Origin of the sequence: Streptomyces sp. 3N207 (genome assembly GCF_052246355.1) — a bacterium.
In the GTDB taxonomy this organism is placed as follows: Bacteria; Actinomycetota; Actinomycetes; order Streptomycetales; family Streptomycetaceae; genus Streptomyces.
The window spans coordinates 18,021-33,884 of the sequence record NZ_JBQQBV010000023.1; the positions used below are offsets into that span (position 1 = coordinate 18,021).

Below are 15,864 nucleotides of genomic sequence, written 5' to 3' on the forward strand. Positions count from 1 at the left end.
GCCCATGGCGACCAAAAATCAGATGATGAGACGGACGGCCCTGCTGTCGGCCGCACTCGCCACCGTGCTCACCGGAGGCGCTGTCCCCGCCTCCGGTGCGGAACCCGACCCACCGGCGCCAGCCACCAGCCGCCCCGCCACCTCGCCCCCGGCAGGCACCGCTCCGGCGCCTGATCCCTCTCCGTTGCCCGGCACCACGGTCCTCTCCCCCGCTGAGCCGGGCGCAACCGCCGAGCCGGGAGCAACCGCCGAGCCGGGCCCAACCGCCGGGCACGGCGCCCCCGGCGGGCCCACCGATCCGCGGGGAATGATCGACCCGGCGGCTCCCGACGCGCCCGCCGACCCGGGTGCGCCCGGCGCCGCGGGGGTGCCGGCCGGCCAGCCGTCGCTCGTGCGGGGCGACCCCCGTAAGTTCGGGGCGCAGATCTTCAAGGGCAAAGCCTTCGATACCTGCCAGGCCCCCTCCGCGGCCACCATGCGGGCGTGGAACAGCGCTTCGCCGTTCGGCGCCGCCGGGGTCTACATCGGCGGACGCGCCAGGGCGTGTCCGAAGCAGAAGCACCTGAGCCCCAGCTGGGTGCGCAGCGTCGCCTGGCAGGGCTGGAAGCTGCTGCCGGTCTACGTCGGCTCCCAGTCGCCCTGCGTCATCGCCAAGAACAAGCGCAAGTTCCGGATGTCCGGCAAGCACCCCTACGGGCAGGGCAAGCGCGAGGGACTGGACGCCGTGCGCCGGGCGAAGCAGCTGGGCATGGCACAGCGCAGCGCCCTCTACCTCGACATGGAGGCGTACCGGTACAAGCGGAAGGGCTGTGCCGACACCACGCTGCGCTTCATCCAGGGCTGGAACCACGCGGTGCGCGCCCAGGGGTACGTCGCCGGCTACTACAGCAGCGCGAACTACGGCATCGCGCACCTGGAGAGGGCCCGTGCGGCGGGGGCGCGGGGGCTGCCCACCGCCGTATGGTTCGCCCGCTGGCACACGCGTCCGTCGGTGAACGGCGAACGGAATCTGCACCCCCGGGCGTGGCAGCCGCACCGCCGCATCCACCAGCACACGGGCAACGTGAAGCGGACCTACGGCGGTCGCACGGTGCACATCGACCAGAACCTGGTGGACGCTCCGGTGGCGGTCCTCGGATGAGATCCCCAGGGGCAGCCCTGATCCGCGTGGTGGATGCTCTCCACCTTCAGGAGGTGTAGGAAACACCACCCCTACACCCTGAGGCGGACGCGGCATCGGGACCTTGGGGCGATCCGGGGAAGCCGGGCGGCTCATAGCGTGGGTGCCATGACCACGCCTGGGACAGTTCGGACTCCCCGGACCACCAATGCGAAGCGCGCGCGGTCCCTTGCGATGCAGCCAGGCTCCGGGGGACAGCCACTGACGTTCACCTCCTACGTCCAAGCACGGGGCCCGGTGCTGCTGCGCACCGCCCGCTCCCTGACCGCCAACCCCAGCGACGCCGAGGACCTGCTCCAGACGGCGCTGACCAAGACCTATCTGGCCTGGGAGCGGATAGAGGACCATCGCGCCCTGGACGGCTATGTCCGCCGGGCGCTGGTCAACACCCGCACCTCGCAGTGGCGCCGGCGCAAGGTGGACGAGTTCTCCTGCGACGAACTGCCGGAGCCCGACCCGCTGCCCGCGCCCGACCCCGCCGAGCAGCAGGCCGTACGGGACGCCATGTGGCGCGCCGTGCTCAAGCTGCCCGCCCGGCAGCGCGCCATGGTGGTGCTGCGCTACTACGAGGACCTGAGCGAGATACAGACGGCCGAGGTGCTCGGCGTCTCCGTCGGCACGGTCAAGAGCGCCGTCTCGCGCGCCCTGGCCAAGCTGCGCGAAGACCCGCAGCTGGCGGCGGACGTCCGTGCGGACTCCCAGGCCGAGGGGCACGGCACAGCCGACCAGGAGCCGGTCGCGGCCTGAGCACGTCGTCGGTGTACGCCTGAGCGCACCACCGGCGTACGACTCCCCACGGCACCGGGCCGCGGGCCGGTCCGGGCAGCGGATCCGGGCAGGTACCCGTGACATACCGAGCGGTCGGTGGCAGGCTTCCGCGAAACCGGCGCATTACTCGTGCGTTAACGCACCCGTGCGGTGAGACGCACCCGTGCGTAGCCATTCCTGGGCGTGAACGCTCCGGGACGGGAACGTGCGCGATATGCGCCTGCTCCGCGTAACCACCGCTCAAGGGGAGGCCCCGGTGCTGAGCACGATGCAGGACGACGTACCGCTGACCATCTCGCGCATCCTGCGCCACGGAATGACCGTCCACGGGGACGCGCGGATCACCACGTGGACCGGCGAGGCGGAGCCGCACCGCACGACGTTCCGGGCGACCGGCGAACGTGCCGCACAGCTCGCCCACGCCCTGCGGGACGAACTGGGAGTACGCCCCGAGGACCGGGTGGCAACCCTCATGTGGAACAACAGCCACCACGTCGAGGCGTACTTCGCGATCCCCTCCATGGGCGCCGTGCTCCACACCCTCAACCTGCGGCTGCCCGCCGAGCAGCTGGTCTTCATCGTCAACCACGCGGCGGACCGCGTCATCCTCGTCAACGGCACCCTGCTCCCCCTGCTGGCGCCGCTGCTGCCCCGCCTGGAGACGGTCGAGCACCTGGTCGTCGTCGGCCCGGGCGACACGTCACTGCTGGCGGGCTGCGCCCCACAGGTGCACGACTACGAGCAGCTGCTGGCCGGGCGCCCCACCTCCTACGACTGGCCCGAGCTGGACGAGCGCAGCGCCGCAGCCATGTGCTACACCTCCGGCACCACCGGGGACCCCAAGGGCGTCGTCTACTCGCACCGCTCGGTCTATCTGCACTCCATGCAGGTCAACATGGCCGAGTCGATGGGTCTCACCACGGCCGACCTCACCCTCCCCGTGGTGCCGATGTTCCACGTCAACGCCTGGGGGCTGCCGCACGCCGTGTTCATGACCGGCGTCAGCATGCTGATGCCCGACCGCTTCCTCCAGCCCGCGCCGCTCGCCGAGATGATCGAGGCCGAGCGGCCCACCCACGCTGCCGCCGTCCCCGTGATCTGGCTGGGCCTGCTGGACGAGCTCGCTGCCACCCCGCGGGACATCTCCAGCCTCAAGACCGTCACCATCGGCGGCTCCGCCTGCCCGCCGAGCATGATGCGGGCCTTCGAGGACCTGCACGGGGTACGGGTCTGCCACGCCTGGGGGATGACCGAGACCTCCCCGCTCGGCAGTCTCGCGCACCCGCCGGGCGGGCTCAGCCCCGAGGAAGAGTGGCCGTACCGGGTCACACAGGGCCGCTTCCCCGCAGGTGTGGAGGCCCGGCTGGCGGCGCCCGACGGCAGTTTCGCGCCCTGGGACGGCACATCGCCCGGCGAGCTGGAGGTGCGCGGCCCGTGGATCGCCGCGGCGTACTTCGGCGGCGAGGGCGAGCCGCCGCTGCGCCCCGAGGAGAAGTTCAGCCCGGACGGCTGGCTGCGCACCGGGGACGTCGGCGTCATCAGTCCGGACGGCTATCTGACGCTCACCGACCGTGCCAAGGACGTCATCAAGTCCGGCGGTGAGTGGATCTCCTCGGTGGAGCTGGAGAACGCGCTGATGGCGCACGAGGCGATTGCCGAGGCTGCCGTCGTCGCCGTCACCGACGAGAAGTGGGGCGAGCGCCCGCTCGCCTGCGTCGTCCTCAAGGAGGACCGCGAGCCGGTCTCCTACGAGGAGCTGTGTACCTTCCTCGGCAAGACCATCGCCCGCTGGCAGCTCCCTGAGCGCTGGGCCACCGTCGACGCCGTACCGAAGACGAGCGTGGGGAAGTTCGACAAGAAGGTGCTGCGCCGGCAGTACGCCGCGGGCGAGCTGGATGTGACCGAGCTGGGCTGAACCGGCCCTGTGCCGGGGGCTGTACGGACAGCAGCCCCCGGCTCGGTCAGTGGGCGCCGATCTTCGTCAGCAGGTCGACGATCCGGGACTGCACCTCCGCGCTGGTGGAACGCTCCGCCAGGAACAGCACCGTCTCGCCGGAGGCCAACCGGGGCAGCTCACCGGGGTCCAGGTCCGCCGAGGTGTAGACGACGAACGGGGTGCGGTTGAGCATCCCGTTCACCCGCAGCCAGTCGATGATGCCCGCGCGCCGCCGCCGCACCTGCATCAGGTCCATCACGACGAGGTTCGGCCGGATCTGCGCGGCCACCTGCACCGCGTCGGAGTCCGTCGGCGCGTGCGCGACCTGCATACCGCGCCGCTCCAGCGTCGCCGCCAACGCCGCCGCGATCGCCTGCTGTTCCTCGACCAGCAGCACCCGGGGCGGATGCTGCTCGCTGTCGCGCGGCGCCAGCGCCTTCAGCAGCACCGCCGGATCCGCGCCGTAGGCAGCCTCCCTGGTGGCCTGCCCCAGCCCTGCCGTCACCAGTACGGGAACCTCCGCCGCAACGGCCGCCGTCCGCAGCGACTGGAGCGCCGTCCTGGTGATCGGCCCCGTCAGCGGGTCGACGAACAGCGCGGCGGGGTAGGCCGCGATCTGCGCGTCCACCTCCTCACGCGAGTGCACCAGGACGGGACGGTAACCACGGTCGGAGAGCGCCTGCTGGGTGGAGACGTCCGGCTCCGGCCACACCAGCAGCCGACGCGGGTTGTCGAGCGGTTCGGGCGGCAGTTCGTCGTCCCTGACGTGCGGCGGTACGCCGAAGCCCCGTCCGTCCGTCATCTCGACCGGGCTGTCCGGCCCGTCCAGCGGCTCCGGCCCCTCCGTCACCTCCGCGTCCGGGGCTCCGCCGGAGGCGCCGACGGCGAACTGTTGCGGGCCGCCGTTCCGGCCGTGGCCGTGGGCCTGGCTCTGACCGCGACCGTGCCGAGGATCAGCGGCCCCCGCGGGCCCCGCTTCGGGCTGTGGCATGGGCATCGGGCCCGGCATCATCCCGGGCTGCCCTTGGCCTTGCCCCTGTCCCTGCGGCTGGCGCAGCGCGGGCGGCTGCGCCCTCGGGCCGGGAACTGCGCCTTGTGCTGCGCCTTGCGCCGGGCCGTGCGCCGGGCCCTGCGCCGGGCCCAGTGCGGGGACCTGCCCGGAGGGGTTCCCGGGGATGCCCGGCTGGGCCCCCGCCCCCGCCCCCGTACCCGTCTCCGGTTGGCCGGGTACGCCTGCCCAGGGCTGTGCCTGACCGGGCGCGCCAGTGCCGGGCCGGGACGGCACCGCGGGGAGAGCTCCGGGCGGGGCCTGCCCGTGATCGGGTCCGCCGGGCTGCGGCTGTTCGAGCTGCGGCTGCCCAGGCTGCGGCTGCCCGTTGTCCGGGGCTCCCCAAGGCTGGGGCGAGCCCGGTTGGGGCCGGACGCCGGGTGCCGTACCCGGCCCCGGCTGTGCGGGCTGGTCCGCCGGGATCGAGCTGTGATTCGCGCTGTGATTCGCGCCGTGCTCGGCCTGCTCGCCGCCGCCCGTCCCGTGCTGTCCCTGCTGGGCGGGCTGTCCGTGCTGGGCGGGAGGTCCGGGCTGTCCGTGTTGCGGTTCGGCGTGCGGGGGCTCTCCCGGCTGGGCGGTGCCGTCCTGGGGTGATCCGGAAGGCGCGCTGCCCTGCGCCCGCTCCTCCGGGGTGGCCAGCTTCCGGCGGCGGCCGGAGCCGGGGGGCAGACCTGGGGTGGAAGGGGTGGACGGTATGGCGGAGGCCGCCGACGGCGTCGAGGACTGCGCCGGGGGCCACTGCTGCGCGGCGTTCTGCTCAGCCATCCGCTCGGCGAACGGCAGCCCCTGCCCCAGCGTTCGTACGCGGGGACCGTGGTCGGTGCCGTACGCACCGGACGCACCGCCCGGCTGCTCCTGCTCCTGCTCCTGCTCCTGCTCCTGCCTGGACGGACCGGGCTGCTGGTGCGCTTGGGCCTGGTGCGCTTGGGCCTGCTGCGGTTGTGGTGACTGCTGGTCCTGCTGCGCCTGTTGTGTCTGCTGGAACGCTCCGCCGCCCAGGATCGGGCTGGCGGCGACGACCGAGTGCTCGTTCCGCTGGGGATGGGCGCCGCTCTCCTGCTGCGTTTCCGGCGTGCCCGCGTCCGTGCCCGCGGCCCCTCCCGCGCCTCCGCTCGTGTCGTACGCGGGGTCGGCGGGCCCCGGGTTGCCGGGACCGGCGTCCGGACCGGGGGCCGCGGGCGAGAGGGTCGGGAAGTCGGTGGCCCCGGCCCCGGCCCCAGCAGCGGCTGCGGGGGCGCCGGAGGGCGAAGGTGCCGAAGCGTCCTCCGCAGGGGCGGGCGGGAGGGCGAACGGCGCATGGTGCGGCCCCTGCTGCGCCTCGGCCTCCGCCTGCGCCCGCGCACGGGCCGCCGCGATACGCCGTTCCCGGCGCCCTCCGCCGGCCGGCGGGAGCTCCAGACCGCCGCCGGCCTCCGCGCCCTCGGCGGCGCCCATGTCCTGCGGGACCGGCCCCGGCGCTGCTACGCCGTCCTGGCCTGACTCCGCGCCTTGCGGGGCGGGTGCGCTCTCCACGCGCTCGCCCAGTGCACGCCGCGCACGCCGACCCGAACCCTGCGCGGGCACAGGCATGTTCGCGCCCCCGCTCTCGACCTGACCTTCGCCCGAGCTCCCCGAGGGAAGTTCACCTGAGCTTCCCGAGGGGAGTTCACCTGAGGGGAGCTCAAGAGCCCCGGACGCGCTACGGGCACCGGCCCCGCCGCCGAGCGACGCCTGTTCGTGCTGCTCCTCGGCCGGACTCGGCCGCCCACGCCGCCGCCCGGTGGGCCGGGGCATGGCCGCAGCATCCGCGTACGGGCCCTCCTGGGGCTGACCCTCCTGGTACGGGGACGGGGCCTCGACGGGCGTCGGCGCCGGGGCCGCCCCCGCGCCCGGCTGCTCGCTCCCGGCGGAAGGCCGCGCCGGCCCCAACTCGGGCTGCCCCTGGCCACCGCCACCGCCACCCGCGGACGGGCCCGGCCCCAACTCGAGGCTCTGCCGCGGGTCGGGCACCGGGGCGAGCGCGCCCGCCGACTGCCGTGGATCCGCCACCGGCTCCAGCGCAGCCGCCGACGCGCTGTCGGCCGCCTGGCCCTGCCCGGGCTCCGTACCGCCGGAGCGCCCGGCCGGTTCCAGGGCCAGGCCCTGGCCGCTGTCCTCCTGCGGGTGCCCGGCGGTCCCTGTCCCCCGCCCCGGAGCGGACGGTACGGGCATCACCGTCGTCTCGCCGCGCTCCGTGCCAGGAACGACGCCCGGTACCCCGAAGGCACCGCCCGCGCCGCCCTGCGAGGGGCCCCCGCGGGCATGGCTGCCGCCCCGGGCGTGACTTCGGCTGCGCCCGCCGCCGGTCGATCCGCCGCCACCCGTGGAGCGGCCCGCACCGGTCGAACCGTCCCCGTCGTACCCCGTACCGCCGATGCTCCGGCCGCCGCCCGTACTGCCCGTACCGCTCGTATCGTCGGGCCCTGCCTTGCGTGCCCGGCTGCCGGACTGGCGGGTCGTGTTGCCGACCGCCTTGACCGGGACCTCCAGCACATACGCGCTGCCGCCCGCCGAACCCGGCACCTCATGGGTCTGGAGCACACCGCCGTGCTGGTTGACGATGCCGCGCACCAGTGGCTCGTGCACCGGGCTGCCGCCGCTGTGCGGGCCGCGTACCTCGACGCGTACGACCTCGCCGCGCTGTGCCGCAGCGACCACGATCGTCGGGTCGACACCGGGCGGCGGCGTGGAGAGTGCGCGGCCCGTCGCGTCCACGCCCGCCACGTCCGCGATGAGATGCGCGAGTGCCACGGCGAGCCGTTCCGGGTCCACCTCGGCCTCGATCGGCGGCGCGTGCACGGCGAACTGGGCGCGCCCCGGACCGATCAGCTCGGTGGCACCCTCGACCCCCGCGGAGACCACCGCGTCCATCGGCACCGGTTCGGTCCGCAGCCGCTCCTGGCCCGCGTCCAGCCGCTGGTAGCCGAGGACGTTGTCGACCAGCGTCGTCATCCGGGCGTAGCCCGCGGACAGGTGGTGAAGGATCTGGTTCGCCTCCGGCCACAGCTGCGCCGCCGGATCGGAGGTCAGCCCCGACAGCTCCTGGCGCAGCTGCTCCAGCGGTCCGCGCAGCGACTCCTCCAGCACGGCCCGCAACTGCGTCTGGCGCGCCGCGACGGCGTCGTAGGGGCGGCGGTCGGCGAACGTCAGTACAGCGCCGACCAGCTGCTCGCCGTCCCGTACCGGCGCCGTCGTCATGTCGACCGGCACCGCGCGCCCGTCCTTCGCCCACAGCACCTGCCCGGCCCGTACCCGGTGCTTGCGGCCCGAGCGCAGGGTGTCCGCCAGCGGGGTCTCCTCGAACGGGAGGGCGGAGCCGTCGGGGCGCGAGTGGTGCACAAGAGGGTGCAGTTCCCGGCCGCCCAGGTCGCTGGCGCGGTAGCCGAGGATCTGGGCCGCCGCCGGATTGACGAGCACCACCCGGCCCTCGGAGTCCACCCCCACGACACCCTCGGACGCGGCCCGCAGGATCATCTCCGTCTGCCGCTGCTGGCGCGCCAGTTCGGCCTCGGTGTCAAGGGTGCCGGTGAGGTCGCGTACGACGAGCATCAGCAGTTCGTCGCCCGTGTACCCGCCGCCGCCCGGGTGGTCGGCGAAGGCGGCTTCGAACGCGGACGCGTAGGGCGTCCGCCCGTCCTCCAGGTTCGCGCTGGTCACCTCGACCGGGAACTCGCTGCCGTCCGTACGCCGTGCCACCATGCGGGTCGGCTTCTGGCGGCCCTGGGCCTGTGCGGCCTCGTCCGGACGCTGCATCGAGCCCGGGATGCGCTTCGAGTCGAACTCGGGCAGCAGGTCGAGCAGTCCGCGCCCCACGAGTGCGGTGCCGGGCGTCTCGAAGGTCTCCAACGCGATGGCGTTGGCGTTCACCACCGTGCCGTTGCAGTTCACCAGGAGGAGTGCGTCGGGCAGTGCGTCGAGTATGGCGGCGAGGCGAGCAGCGCCTCGGGATGGCCTGCTGCTCACGGCGACAATTCCCTCCTGCTGACCTCAGGTGCTCGTGACCTTCCGCCCGTTTCTTCCCTGTTGGTCGTGTTGGTGGTGTTGGTCCGGGCGGGCCACGGCTGCCAGTCTGCCGTTCACCCCGGGCGTGTCACTAGGGGGGAGTCTACGGGCCACACTCCTGCGCGCGGCGGCGGATCCGGGGGAGGCCACCGCCGCGTCGCCGCACGGAAGGCCGCCCCTGGCGCCGCCGCGGGCCAACGCACGGTGCACAACGGCGAATAGGAGACGGACAGCGGGGCAGGCAGGAGACGGACAGCGGGCGGCCAGGGGACGGACAGCAGGTCGACCAGGCGGAGACCGCGATCAGGACGTCCGGGGCAGTGCCGGAACGAGCCTGTTCCACCGTGCGACCTCGCACCCGTTGGTCCGCTTGAACCAGGCATCGATCTTCCGGCCGCGCCAGGTACCCGTCACATGTGCCGTCGCGGGACCGCCGTAGATCATCGTGCACGTCGCATCCGCCGGTACCGGCTCGAAGGGATCCCGGCCGTCCGAAGTCGCCCGATCGAGCGCCGCACAGGCCCGGCTCGGCGCGAAGTGTCTGCCGCCCGGAGGGTGACAGCGGAGGGTGTACGACCCGTCGCCCGCTGCGCGCCCGGTATGGGCGACGTTGAACCTGAGCCCGTCGGCGGACGGCACCATGGCCGTGGATCCGCCGCCGGCAGCCGCCCGGCTGACGGCCGTCGCCTCGGGCGTCCCGACGAGAGAGAGCAGGCCGGCCGCCGCGGTACTGACCGCGGTGAGGGTGAGGAGAGGGCGGACGCGGAAGGATACGGGGACGGTACGACGCGGCATGGCGGGCTCCAGAGATTCGAGAGCGGCTCCCGCCTGGCTGGACGGGGGCCTGCCCTTCCCGGTGGGAGGGAGGTGGGGGCGCCGCGAGTACGCCCCTTTTGTCTAACGTCCCTGAGCCCGCGCCGTTGCGCGGGCGGACCCGTCCGGACGCAGCGCGCCCCCCGTCCGGACGCAACGGTGCCGATCCGGGAGGGTCCCACCTGCCGGACCACCGCTTTAAGGCTTTGCCCAGGGGTCCGCCGACCGAGTACGGTAGGGGCCGATTGGAGACAGCCCCCCGGGCTGTGCCATCATCGGCACACACTTTGTCCGCCCCTAGGGCGTCCCGAGTGTGTCTGGAGGCTTCGCCTAGTCTGGTCTATGGCGCCGCACTGCTAATGCGGTTTGGGGCTATCACCCCATCGAGGGTTCAAATCCCTCAGCCTCCGCTCATGATCTCCGGATCCCGTATTCCAAGGATTCAAGATCACCGAAGCCCCGGCCGGTCCGGGGCTTCTCCCATTTCCGCCCCACCCGCCAAAGCAACATTTTCGCAGGTCAGCGGGGGTGACCGTGAAGGATTTCACCTACGCCCGCAGGTCATGTAATGTTGTTCCCGCAACGCCGCCCGGCCGAAAAACCAGCCGGACAGCAAGCGCTCGTAGCTTAACGGATAGAGCATCTGACTACGGATCAGAAGGTTGCAGGTTCGAATCCTGCCGAGCGCGCAGCAGCTCAGAGGCCCCCGGGATAATCCGGGGGCCTCTTGCGTTGAGGGCGTACAGCGGCGAAGTACGGCAACGGCGTCAGCCCTCCGGTCTCGGCGCCGCCCACCGTACGGGGAACTGGTCGGCTCGGGCATGGTCGACGCGAGCGCCAGCGCCGCACAGATGCCCGCAGACCCAGGAGCCCGTCGGCTGCCTCCGCATCGCCGCCGTCACCGGACTAAGGGTCCATGTCCATGCCGGCCCTCGGCCAGACGTGCCGCAGGGGTGCGAGGTCCGGCTTCACGATCGACTCGAGCCAGTAGTCGAGGAGGGCCGCCCACGGGGCGGTGCCGAGTGGGCATCGGGCCCTTCTTGGCGTCGGCGCGGAGCTTCATCCACTTCTCGTGTGCGTCGGCGCAAGTTCTGCCGTCGACGTACGTGCGGCTGAGGGCCCGGGCCGCCGGGGGAACCCCAAGGCCGGTCTGGGACCGGCCAGTTGAGCGGGCATGCGATCTAGGTAAAGATACGAGCTCCGCTCGATGCACAACGCTCGATGCACAAAGTACGGAGCACCTGGATGAAGAAGCGCTTGATCGTCCCCGCGGCCCTCACCGCCCTCGCACTGATGGGGATAGCCCCGGCGGCAACGGCGAGTACCGCCGCCGCGGGGAGCGCGAAGACGACCGCCGCCACCAGCACCGAGGCGAAGGCGTGCAAGGAGCCCGTCAAGGCTCCCAACAACGTCAAGATCCACAAGAAGCCGAGCCACAACTCCACATCGCTGCGCCTCATGTACAAGAACACCAAGGGCTGCTGGATCAAGGGTGTCTCCGGCGGCAAGACCACCAAGTGCGGCGCACCCGACAACTGGGACGGCTGGGGCTACATCTCGTACCGCGGCACCAAGGGCTACGTGCCCAACATGTGCGTGATCCCGGCCTGACAACGCCCGTTCAAGGGGCGGGCCTCCAACTGGGGCCCGCCCTGCGCATGCCTCCCCGAAGAGACGGCACACGCTCGAAGTCCGTCACCCTTTTCGGCGCGGACACCGGATCAGGCGAGCCGTCTTACTTGCCGTAGAGCTCCGCGTGGGTCTCGACCACGCCCAGAAGGGCCGCGCCAGCACACCTCCTGACCGGTCGCCCCGTCGGCCGGGGCCCGTCAGATGTAGGTCCAGCGCCATGTGTTCGAGCTGCGCGCGCACTTGATCTTCCTGCCGCCGGCGGTGGAGGTGGTGGCCCCGTGATCGCTGTTCCGGCAGAACTGTCCCGCCGAGTAGCAGTTCCCCGAGTTCGAGACGATCGTGCACGTGCCGGTGCTGTCCTGGTCGCTGCTGCTGTCGCTGTCGCTGTCGGCAGCCTTGGCGGTGGCGGTGGCGGTCTTGGTGACGGTGACCGTGGGGTCGGGCTTCGTCTTGGCTTTGACGGTCTCGGTGACGGCCGGGCTCGGCTTGGGCGTGGCGGTGGCGGTGGTGGTCGCGGTGATGGTCGTCGCGGGCCTGGCCTTGTTGTCGACGGGCTGTTGCCCGTCGTCGGTGGCGCCGATGATCACGCCCGCGAAGAACAGAACCGAGCCTGCGACCCACACGAGTACACGCTTGCGGAGCGGGCGGGTGTCGGGTGGGCGCGGTGGCGGCGGTATGGGCGTGGTGTACGGGTTGGTCATCTCGTCCCCCCCCCAGGGCGTTTCGGGTGGAGTGACCGTAGTGCTCGGCAGAGCGAAGTGTGAGGGGTATAGGGGAGAGGTGGCCATTCTGTGACCATTTCTCGGTCGGAGCTCGGGCTGCCGCCGGGGGTCAGGCACTTCCCTCCTGTGTGGCATCTTCGACGAGATGGGGGAGTGCGCGACGCCGGTGCGAGAAGGGTGACCATGGCACGGACCGAGTATTACGACGATCCGGCGGCACCTGAGCCGAACAGCTTGGTGGTTGCCGCGTCTGCCGTGGTCACGGACGACGAAGGGCGCATTCTCCTCCAGCGTCGACGGGACAACGAGCTGTGGGCGCTGCCCGGGGGCGGGATGGAGATGACCGAGTCACTGCCAGGGGCGGCCGTCCGGGAGGTGAAGGAGGAGACGGGCCTGGACGTGGAGATCACCGGCCTCGTGGGCACGTACACCGACCCTCGCCACGTCATCGCCTACTCGGACGGCGAGGTGCGCCGACAGTTCAACGTCTGCTTCACCGCCCGGATTGTCGGCGGCCGACTCGCGGTCTCGGAGGAGTCGACGGAACTGCGCTTTGTCCCGCCGGGGGAGATCGGCGAACTGGCCATGCACCACACGCAGCGGCTGAGGCTCCGCCACTTCCTGGAGCACCGCGAGCGGCCCCACCTGGGCTGATCCCTTACGTCGTACGCACATCGGCGCTCGCGTTGAAGGCCAATCAGTCCCGGACGCCGAGGTCTTCGCGCATCAGTTGGCGCATGGTGGCGAGTTGGGGGTCGCCTTCGGTGGTGAGGGTGTGGCGGACGGAGTCGGGGGTCTCGGTGGGGTGGGCGCGGCCGCGGTCGAGTCGTTTGACGGCGGCGTCGACACCGGCGAGGACGCGGTTGACGGCGCGGGAGGCTTCCATGATGTGCACGGGGACGATCATCTGGGCCTCCGCGTAGCGGTCGCGGTAGTCGAGGCGGGCCTCTTCCAGGGCGGTGCGCTCCTGGTCGGTGTAGACCTCGTCGCGCAGCCGGTGCAGGGCGTCCTTGAGGAGGGTGCTGAACTGCCGGGAGGCGCGGTTCATCGCGGTGTATGCGGCGCGGCGCTCTTCGAGGCGGCGGAGTCGGTCGGCCTCCGCGCGTTCTTCCTCCCGCTGCCGTGCGGCAACCCGTTGGGTGAGTACGGGGGCGAACAAGGTGCCCAGGACGCCGACGACGGCTGTGATCATCGCTGTTATGACTGCGCTCACCCGCCCGACCTTAGGGCTTTCTCAGGCGATTCACAGATGCGGGAAAGCCTTCTCTCACCCGGCCGTTCGAGGGTGGGTCCATGAGTGGGAGCAGGAGTGGGACGAGCACCCCGCGCGAGTGCGCCCGGCGCGAATTCACCCCGCGCGAGCGAACCCCGCGCGAGCGCACCCCGCGGGAGCGCACGCACCGGCCCGAACGGCTGCTCGTCGTCGGGGACCTGGTACTGGACGAGGAGACCCGCGAGGCGTGGCGCGGCGGGGACCGGATACGGCTGACCGCAACCGAGTTCGAGCTGCTGCGCTTTCTGATGCGCAATCCGCGCAGGGTGCTCAGCAAGGCGCAGATCCTCGACCGGGTGTGGAACTACGACGTGGGCCGGCACGCCAACCTGGTGGAGCTCTACATCTCGTATCTGCGGCGGAAGATCGATGTGGGCCGGGAGCGGATGATCCACACGCGGCGCGGGGCAGGCTATGTCTTCAAGCCCGGGGAGGGCGCCGGGGGCGCCGTTCGTCCCCGTCGTCCGGGCCCGTCCGGCGAGTCCGTCATACCGGCGTTCGGGTCGCCGAAGGCGGATGAAGGGTCGGATACGGATTAGCATCGAGGGGTAACGGTCCGTAAGTCACCTCGGCCGTTGCCGCCCCGTTCCGTCTCTCCGACCGGCCTTCGGAGCCGGCCCCCGAAGGAGCGCGTGCCATGAGCGACGGCAGCCGCACGAGCCGGATGCGCAGGACCAGCGTATGGCTGGAGGAGCGGACGGAGACCCGCCGCAGAGCGGCCGGGAGCGGACAGACCGAGGGGCTGGACCGGGAGAAGATCACGGCAGCTGCCGTACGGCTGCTGGACACCGAAGGGCTGGCGAAGTTCTCCATGCGTCGGCTGGCCGCCCATCTGGGGGTGACGGCCATGTCGGTGTACTGGTACGTGGACCGCAAGGACGACCTGCTCGAACTCGCTCTGGACGCCATCGAGGGCGAACTGGAGGTGCCCGACGCGGACGCCGAAGACATCGACTGGCGTGAGCAGTTGCGGCAGGCGGCGTACGCGCTGCGCGGGCTGCTGCGCCGTCACCCGTGGGCGTCCGGCACGCTGGGCAGCTTCTTGAACGTCGGGCCGAGCGCGATGTCGTTCCAGCTGGGCGTTCGCCGCGTACTGCTGCGCTCCGGGCTCCCCGAGCAGCAGGCGGACGGGGCGCTGGCCGCGCTGTTCTCGTTCGTCTACGGGCACGCCGCCGTCGAAGCCAGCTGGCAGCGCCGGTGCAGTGAGGCGGGCGTCAGCTCGCAGGACTGTGTCGATGCGCTGCGTACGACGGTGGGGGCACGTCCCGAGTACGCGGAGTGCGGGGAGGGCGTACGCGGAGAAGCCGTACGCTCCGTCGAGCAGCGGGACTTCGGCGTCGCACTGGACTGCGTCGTCGCGGGCATCGAGGCCATGGCCCGGTACGGTCGCGGCGCGGGCCCGCAGGACCGCGCCGCGCTGGTGATTCCGCCGCAGCCTCCGGCTCCCGAGGACCGCTGAGCGCCTGGGTCCCGTCGCGCGGGGCCCGGCGTCAGAACGGCAGTGACTCCCCTTGCACCGCCTGGATGTCCAGGTCCACCCGCAGCGTCGTACCGACCGCCGCGATCCCGGCCGCGACGACCTGGTTGTAGTTCATCGCGAAGTCCGAGCGCCGCAGTTCGGCCGTGGCGTGGAAGGACGCACGCAGTCCGCCCCAGGGGTCGGGACCGCTGCCCAGATAGGTGAGGTCCAGATCGACGTCGCGGACGACGCCGTGCATCCCGAGGTGGCCGCGCACCGTCCACCGGTCGGATCCCGCCATGTCGATGCCGGTGCTCCGGTAGGTGATGTCCGGGTAGGTCTCGACGTTGAGGAAGTCACCGGAGCGCAGATGCTGATCGCGCATGTCATTGCCGGTGTTGACGGACTCCGCCTTGATCACGGCCTCGACGGACGACTTCTCCGGGTCCTGCGCGATCTCGATCCGGCCGCCGAACTCGGTGAACCGGCCGTGCACGCTGGTCATCCCCAGGTGCTGCGCGGTCGCGGCGACCGTGGAGTGCATCGGGTCGATGGTCCACGGGCCCGGCGGCGGCAGTTCGACGCCGCCCTGCCGGGCCAGCACCAGCGTGCCCAGCTCCGCGCGACCGGCGGCGGTGACCATCGCTGTGGAGGCGGCCGGCGCATAGCCGATGGCCGTGGCGATGACGGTGTACGCGCCCGGGGCCAGCGGCTCCCCGCCGCGCACGACGCCCTCGTCGTCGGCCTCCGCGCGCAGCACCTGGGTGCCCGTCATATCGGTGACCGTCAGCACGGCGTGCTGCACCGCCCAGCCGTCCCGGGTACGCACCCGCGCCCGTACGCCGCCTCCGGCGCCGCCGGCCGGGTCTGCTCCGCTTGCCCCGCCTGTCATCTCTTCCAGCTCCTTCTCACCTACGACGGCCCCGGCCTCGCATCCGACGGGCCCCGGCGCCTCGGTGGCGGGCCGTCCCTTGCCCGCGCTCGCTCAGTGCGTTTCTCCGGGCCGCCGGGGC

At 72.1% G+C, this 15,864-nt stretch carries 11 protein-coding genes, 2 tRNA genes and 1 pseudogene; 9 read left to right on the top strand and 5 right to left on the bottom strand.

The annotated features are described in order from the left end of the window. Window positions 1–4: 4 nt before the first annotated feature. The 3 genes from ACTWP9_RS28710 to ACTWP9_RS28720 all read left to right on the top strand — a co-directional run bounded on the left by ACTWP9_RS28710 (window position 5) and on the right by ACTWP9_RS28720 (window position 3,863). Window positions 5–1,141 carry a glycoside hydrolase domain-containing protein gene (locus ACTWP9_RS28710; protein ID WP_443249211.1) on the top strand — a complete coding sequence of 379 codons (1,137 nt, stop codon included), beginning with the start codon at window positions 5–7 and terminating at the stop codon, window positions 1,139–1,141. A gap of 147 nt (window positions 1,142–1,288) precedes the next feature. Beyond that, window positions 1,289–1,927 carry a SigE family RNA polymerase sigma factor gene (locus tag ACTWP9_RS28715; protein ID WP_443249212.1) on the top strand — a complete coding sequence of 213 codons (639 nt, stop codon included), beginning with the start codon at window positions 1,289–1,291 and terminating at the stop codon, window positions 1,925–1,927. Window positions 1,928–2,204: 277 nt separating this feature from the next. Continuing rightward, entirely contained in the window at window positions 2,205–3,863 is a 1,659-nt protein-coding gene (locus tag ACTWP9_RS28720; protein ID WP_443249213.1) for a long-chain fatty acid--CoA ligase, read from the top strand. A 46-nt stretch (window positions 3,864–3,909) separates the two neighbouring features. Here ACTWP9_RS28720 and ACTWP9_RS28725 read toward each other — a convergent pair whose 3' ends face one another. Together ACTWP9_RS28725 and ACTWP9_RS28730 are read right to left on the bottom strand one after the other, a co-directional pair. After that, on the bottom strand, window positions 3,910–8,913 hold the full coding sequence (locus ACTWP9_RS28725) for a PAS domain-containing protein (protein ID WP_443249214.1): 5,004 nt from the start codon (window positions 8,911–8,913) through the stop codon (window positions 3,910–3,912). 342 nt (window positions 8,914–9,255) lie between these two features. Continuing rightward, window positions 9,256–9,747 carry an SSI family serine proteinase inhibitor gene (locus ACTWP9_RS28730; protein ID WP_443249215.1) on the bottom strand — a complete coding sequence of 164 codons (492 nt, stop codon included), beginning with the start codon at window positions 9,745–9,747 and terminating at the stop codon, window positions 9,256–9,258. 337 nt (window positions 9,748–10,084) lie between these two features. On the opposite strand from ACTWP9_RS28730, the gene ACTWP9_RS28735 reads away from it, so the two are divergent. From ACTWP9_RS28735 to ACTWP9_RS28745, 3 genes are all read left to right on the top strand, one after another. After that, a tRNA-Ser gene (locus ACTWP9_RS28735) sits at window positions 10,085–10,175 on the top strand. 206 nt (window positions 10,176–10,381) lie between these two features. Next, a tRNA-Arg gene (locus tag ACTWP9_RS28740) sits at window positions 10,382–10,454 on the top strand. 556 nt (window positions 10,455–11,010) lie between these two features. Continuing rightward, window positions 11,011–11,376 carry a hypothetical protein gene (locus ACTWP9_RS28745; protein ID WP_443249216.1) on the top strand — a complete coding sequence of 122 codons (366 nt, stop codon included), beginning with the start codon at window positions 11,011–11,013 and terminating at the stop codon, window positions 11,374–11,376. Window positions 11,377–11,594: 218 nt separating this feature from the next. On the opposite strand, the gene ACTWP9_RS28750 is transcribed toward ACTWP9_RS28745, so the two are convergent. Beyond that, window positions 11,595–12,098, bottom strand: a complete 504-nt coding sequence (locus ACTWP9_RS28750; RefSeq protein WP_443249217.1) for a hypothetical protein — start codon at window positions 12,096–12,098, stop codon at window positions 11,595–11,597. Window positions 12,099–12,302: 204 nt separating this feature from the next. Between ACTWP9_RS28750 and ACTWP9_RS28755 the strand changes: the two genes are divergently transcribed. Continuing rightward, window positions 12,303–12,773, top strand: coding sequence for an NUDIX domain-containing protein (locus tag ACTWP9_RS28755; protein WP_443249218.1), 471 nt, complete (start codon window positions 12,303–12,305; stop codon window positions 12,771–12,773). A gap of 43 nt (window positions 12,774–12,816) precedes the next feature. Here ACTWP9_RS28755 and ACTWP9_RS28760 read toward each other — a convergent pair whose 3' ends face one another. Beyond that, a complete protein-coding gene (locus ACTWP9_RS28760) occupies window positions 12,817–13,332 on the bottom strand; it encodes a hypothetical protein (RefSeq protein ID WP_443249219.1) in 516 nt (171 codons plus the stop codon). Window positions 13,333–13,520: 188 nt separating this feature from the next. Between ACTWP9_RS28760 and ACTWP9_RS28765 the strand changes: the two are divergent. Continuing rightward, window positions 13,521–13,826: pseudogene (locus ACTWP9_RS28765) on the top strand (winged helix-turn-helix domain-containing protein); the annotation flags it as partial. Window positions 13,827–14,029: 203 nt separating this feature from the next. Continuing rightward, window positions 14,030–14,851 (top strand): TetR/AcrR family transcriptional regulator, encoded by an 822-nt coding sequence (locus ACTWP9_RS28770; protein ID WP_443249220.1) that lies wholly within the window; start codon window positions 14,030–14,032, stop codon window positions 14,849–14,851. Window positions 14,852–14,882: 31 nt separating this feature from the next. Here the strand turns inward: ACTWP9_RS28770 and ACTWP9_RS28775 are convergent, their stop codons facing one another. Then, window positions 14,883–15,743: a YceI family protein gene (locus ACTWP9_RS28775; RefSeq protein ID WP_443249221.1), complete on the bottom strand. Its 861-nt coding sequence runs from the start codon at window positions 15,741–15,743 to the stop codon at window positions 14,883–14,885. Between the last annotated feature and the right edge of the window lie 121 nt (window positions 15,744–15,864).

What these genes read in the sequence shown, in the direction of transcription:
- ACTWP9_RS28750 (WP_443249217.1), bottom strand. Translation starts at nt 12,098, where the DNA reads ATGACCAACCCGTACACCACGCCCATACCGCCGCCACCGCGCCCACCC.
- ACTWP9_RS28775 (WP_443249221.1), bottom strand. Translation starts at nt 15,743, where the DNA reads ATGACAGGCGGGGCAAGCGGAGCAGACCCGGCCGGCGGCGCCGGAGGC.
- ACTWP9_RS28745 (WP_443249216.1), top strand. Translation starts at nt 11,011, where the DNA reads ATGAAGAAGCGCTTGATCGTCCCCGCGGCCCTCACCGCCCTCGCACTG.
- ACTWP9_RS28755 (WP_443249218.1), top strand. Translation starts at nt 12,303, where the DNA reads ATGGCACGGACCGAGTATTACGACGATCCGGCGGCACCTGAGCCGAAC.
- ACTWP9_RS28770 (WP_443249220.1), top strand. Translation starts at nt 14,030, where the DNA reads ATGAGCGACGGCAGCCGCACGAGCCGGATGCGCAGGACCAGCGTATGG.
- ACTWP9_RS28730 (WP_443249215.1), bottom strand. Translation starts at nt 9,747, where the DNA reads ATGCCGCGTCGTACCGTCCCCGTATCCTTCCGCGTCCGCCCTCTCCTC.
- ACTWP9_RS28715 (WP_443249212.1), top strand. Translation starts at nt 1,289, where the DNA reads ATGACCACGCCTGGGACAGTTCGGACTCCCCGGACCACCAATGCGAAG.
- ACTWP9_RS28710 (WP_443249211.1), top strand. Translation starts at nt 5, where the DNA reads ATGGCGACCAAAAATCAGATGATGAGACGGACGGCCCTGCTGTCGGCC.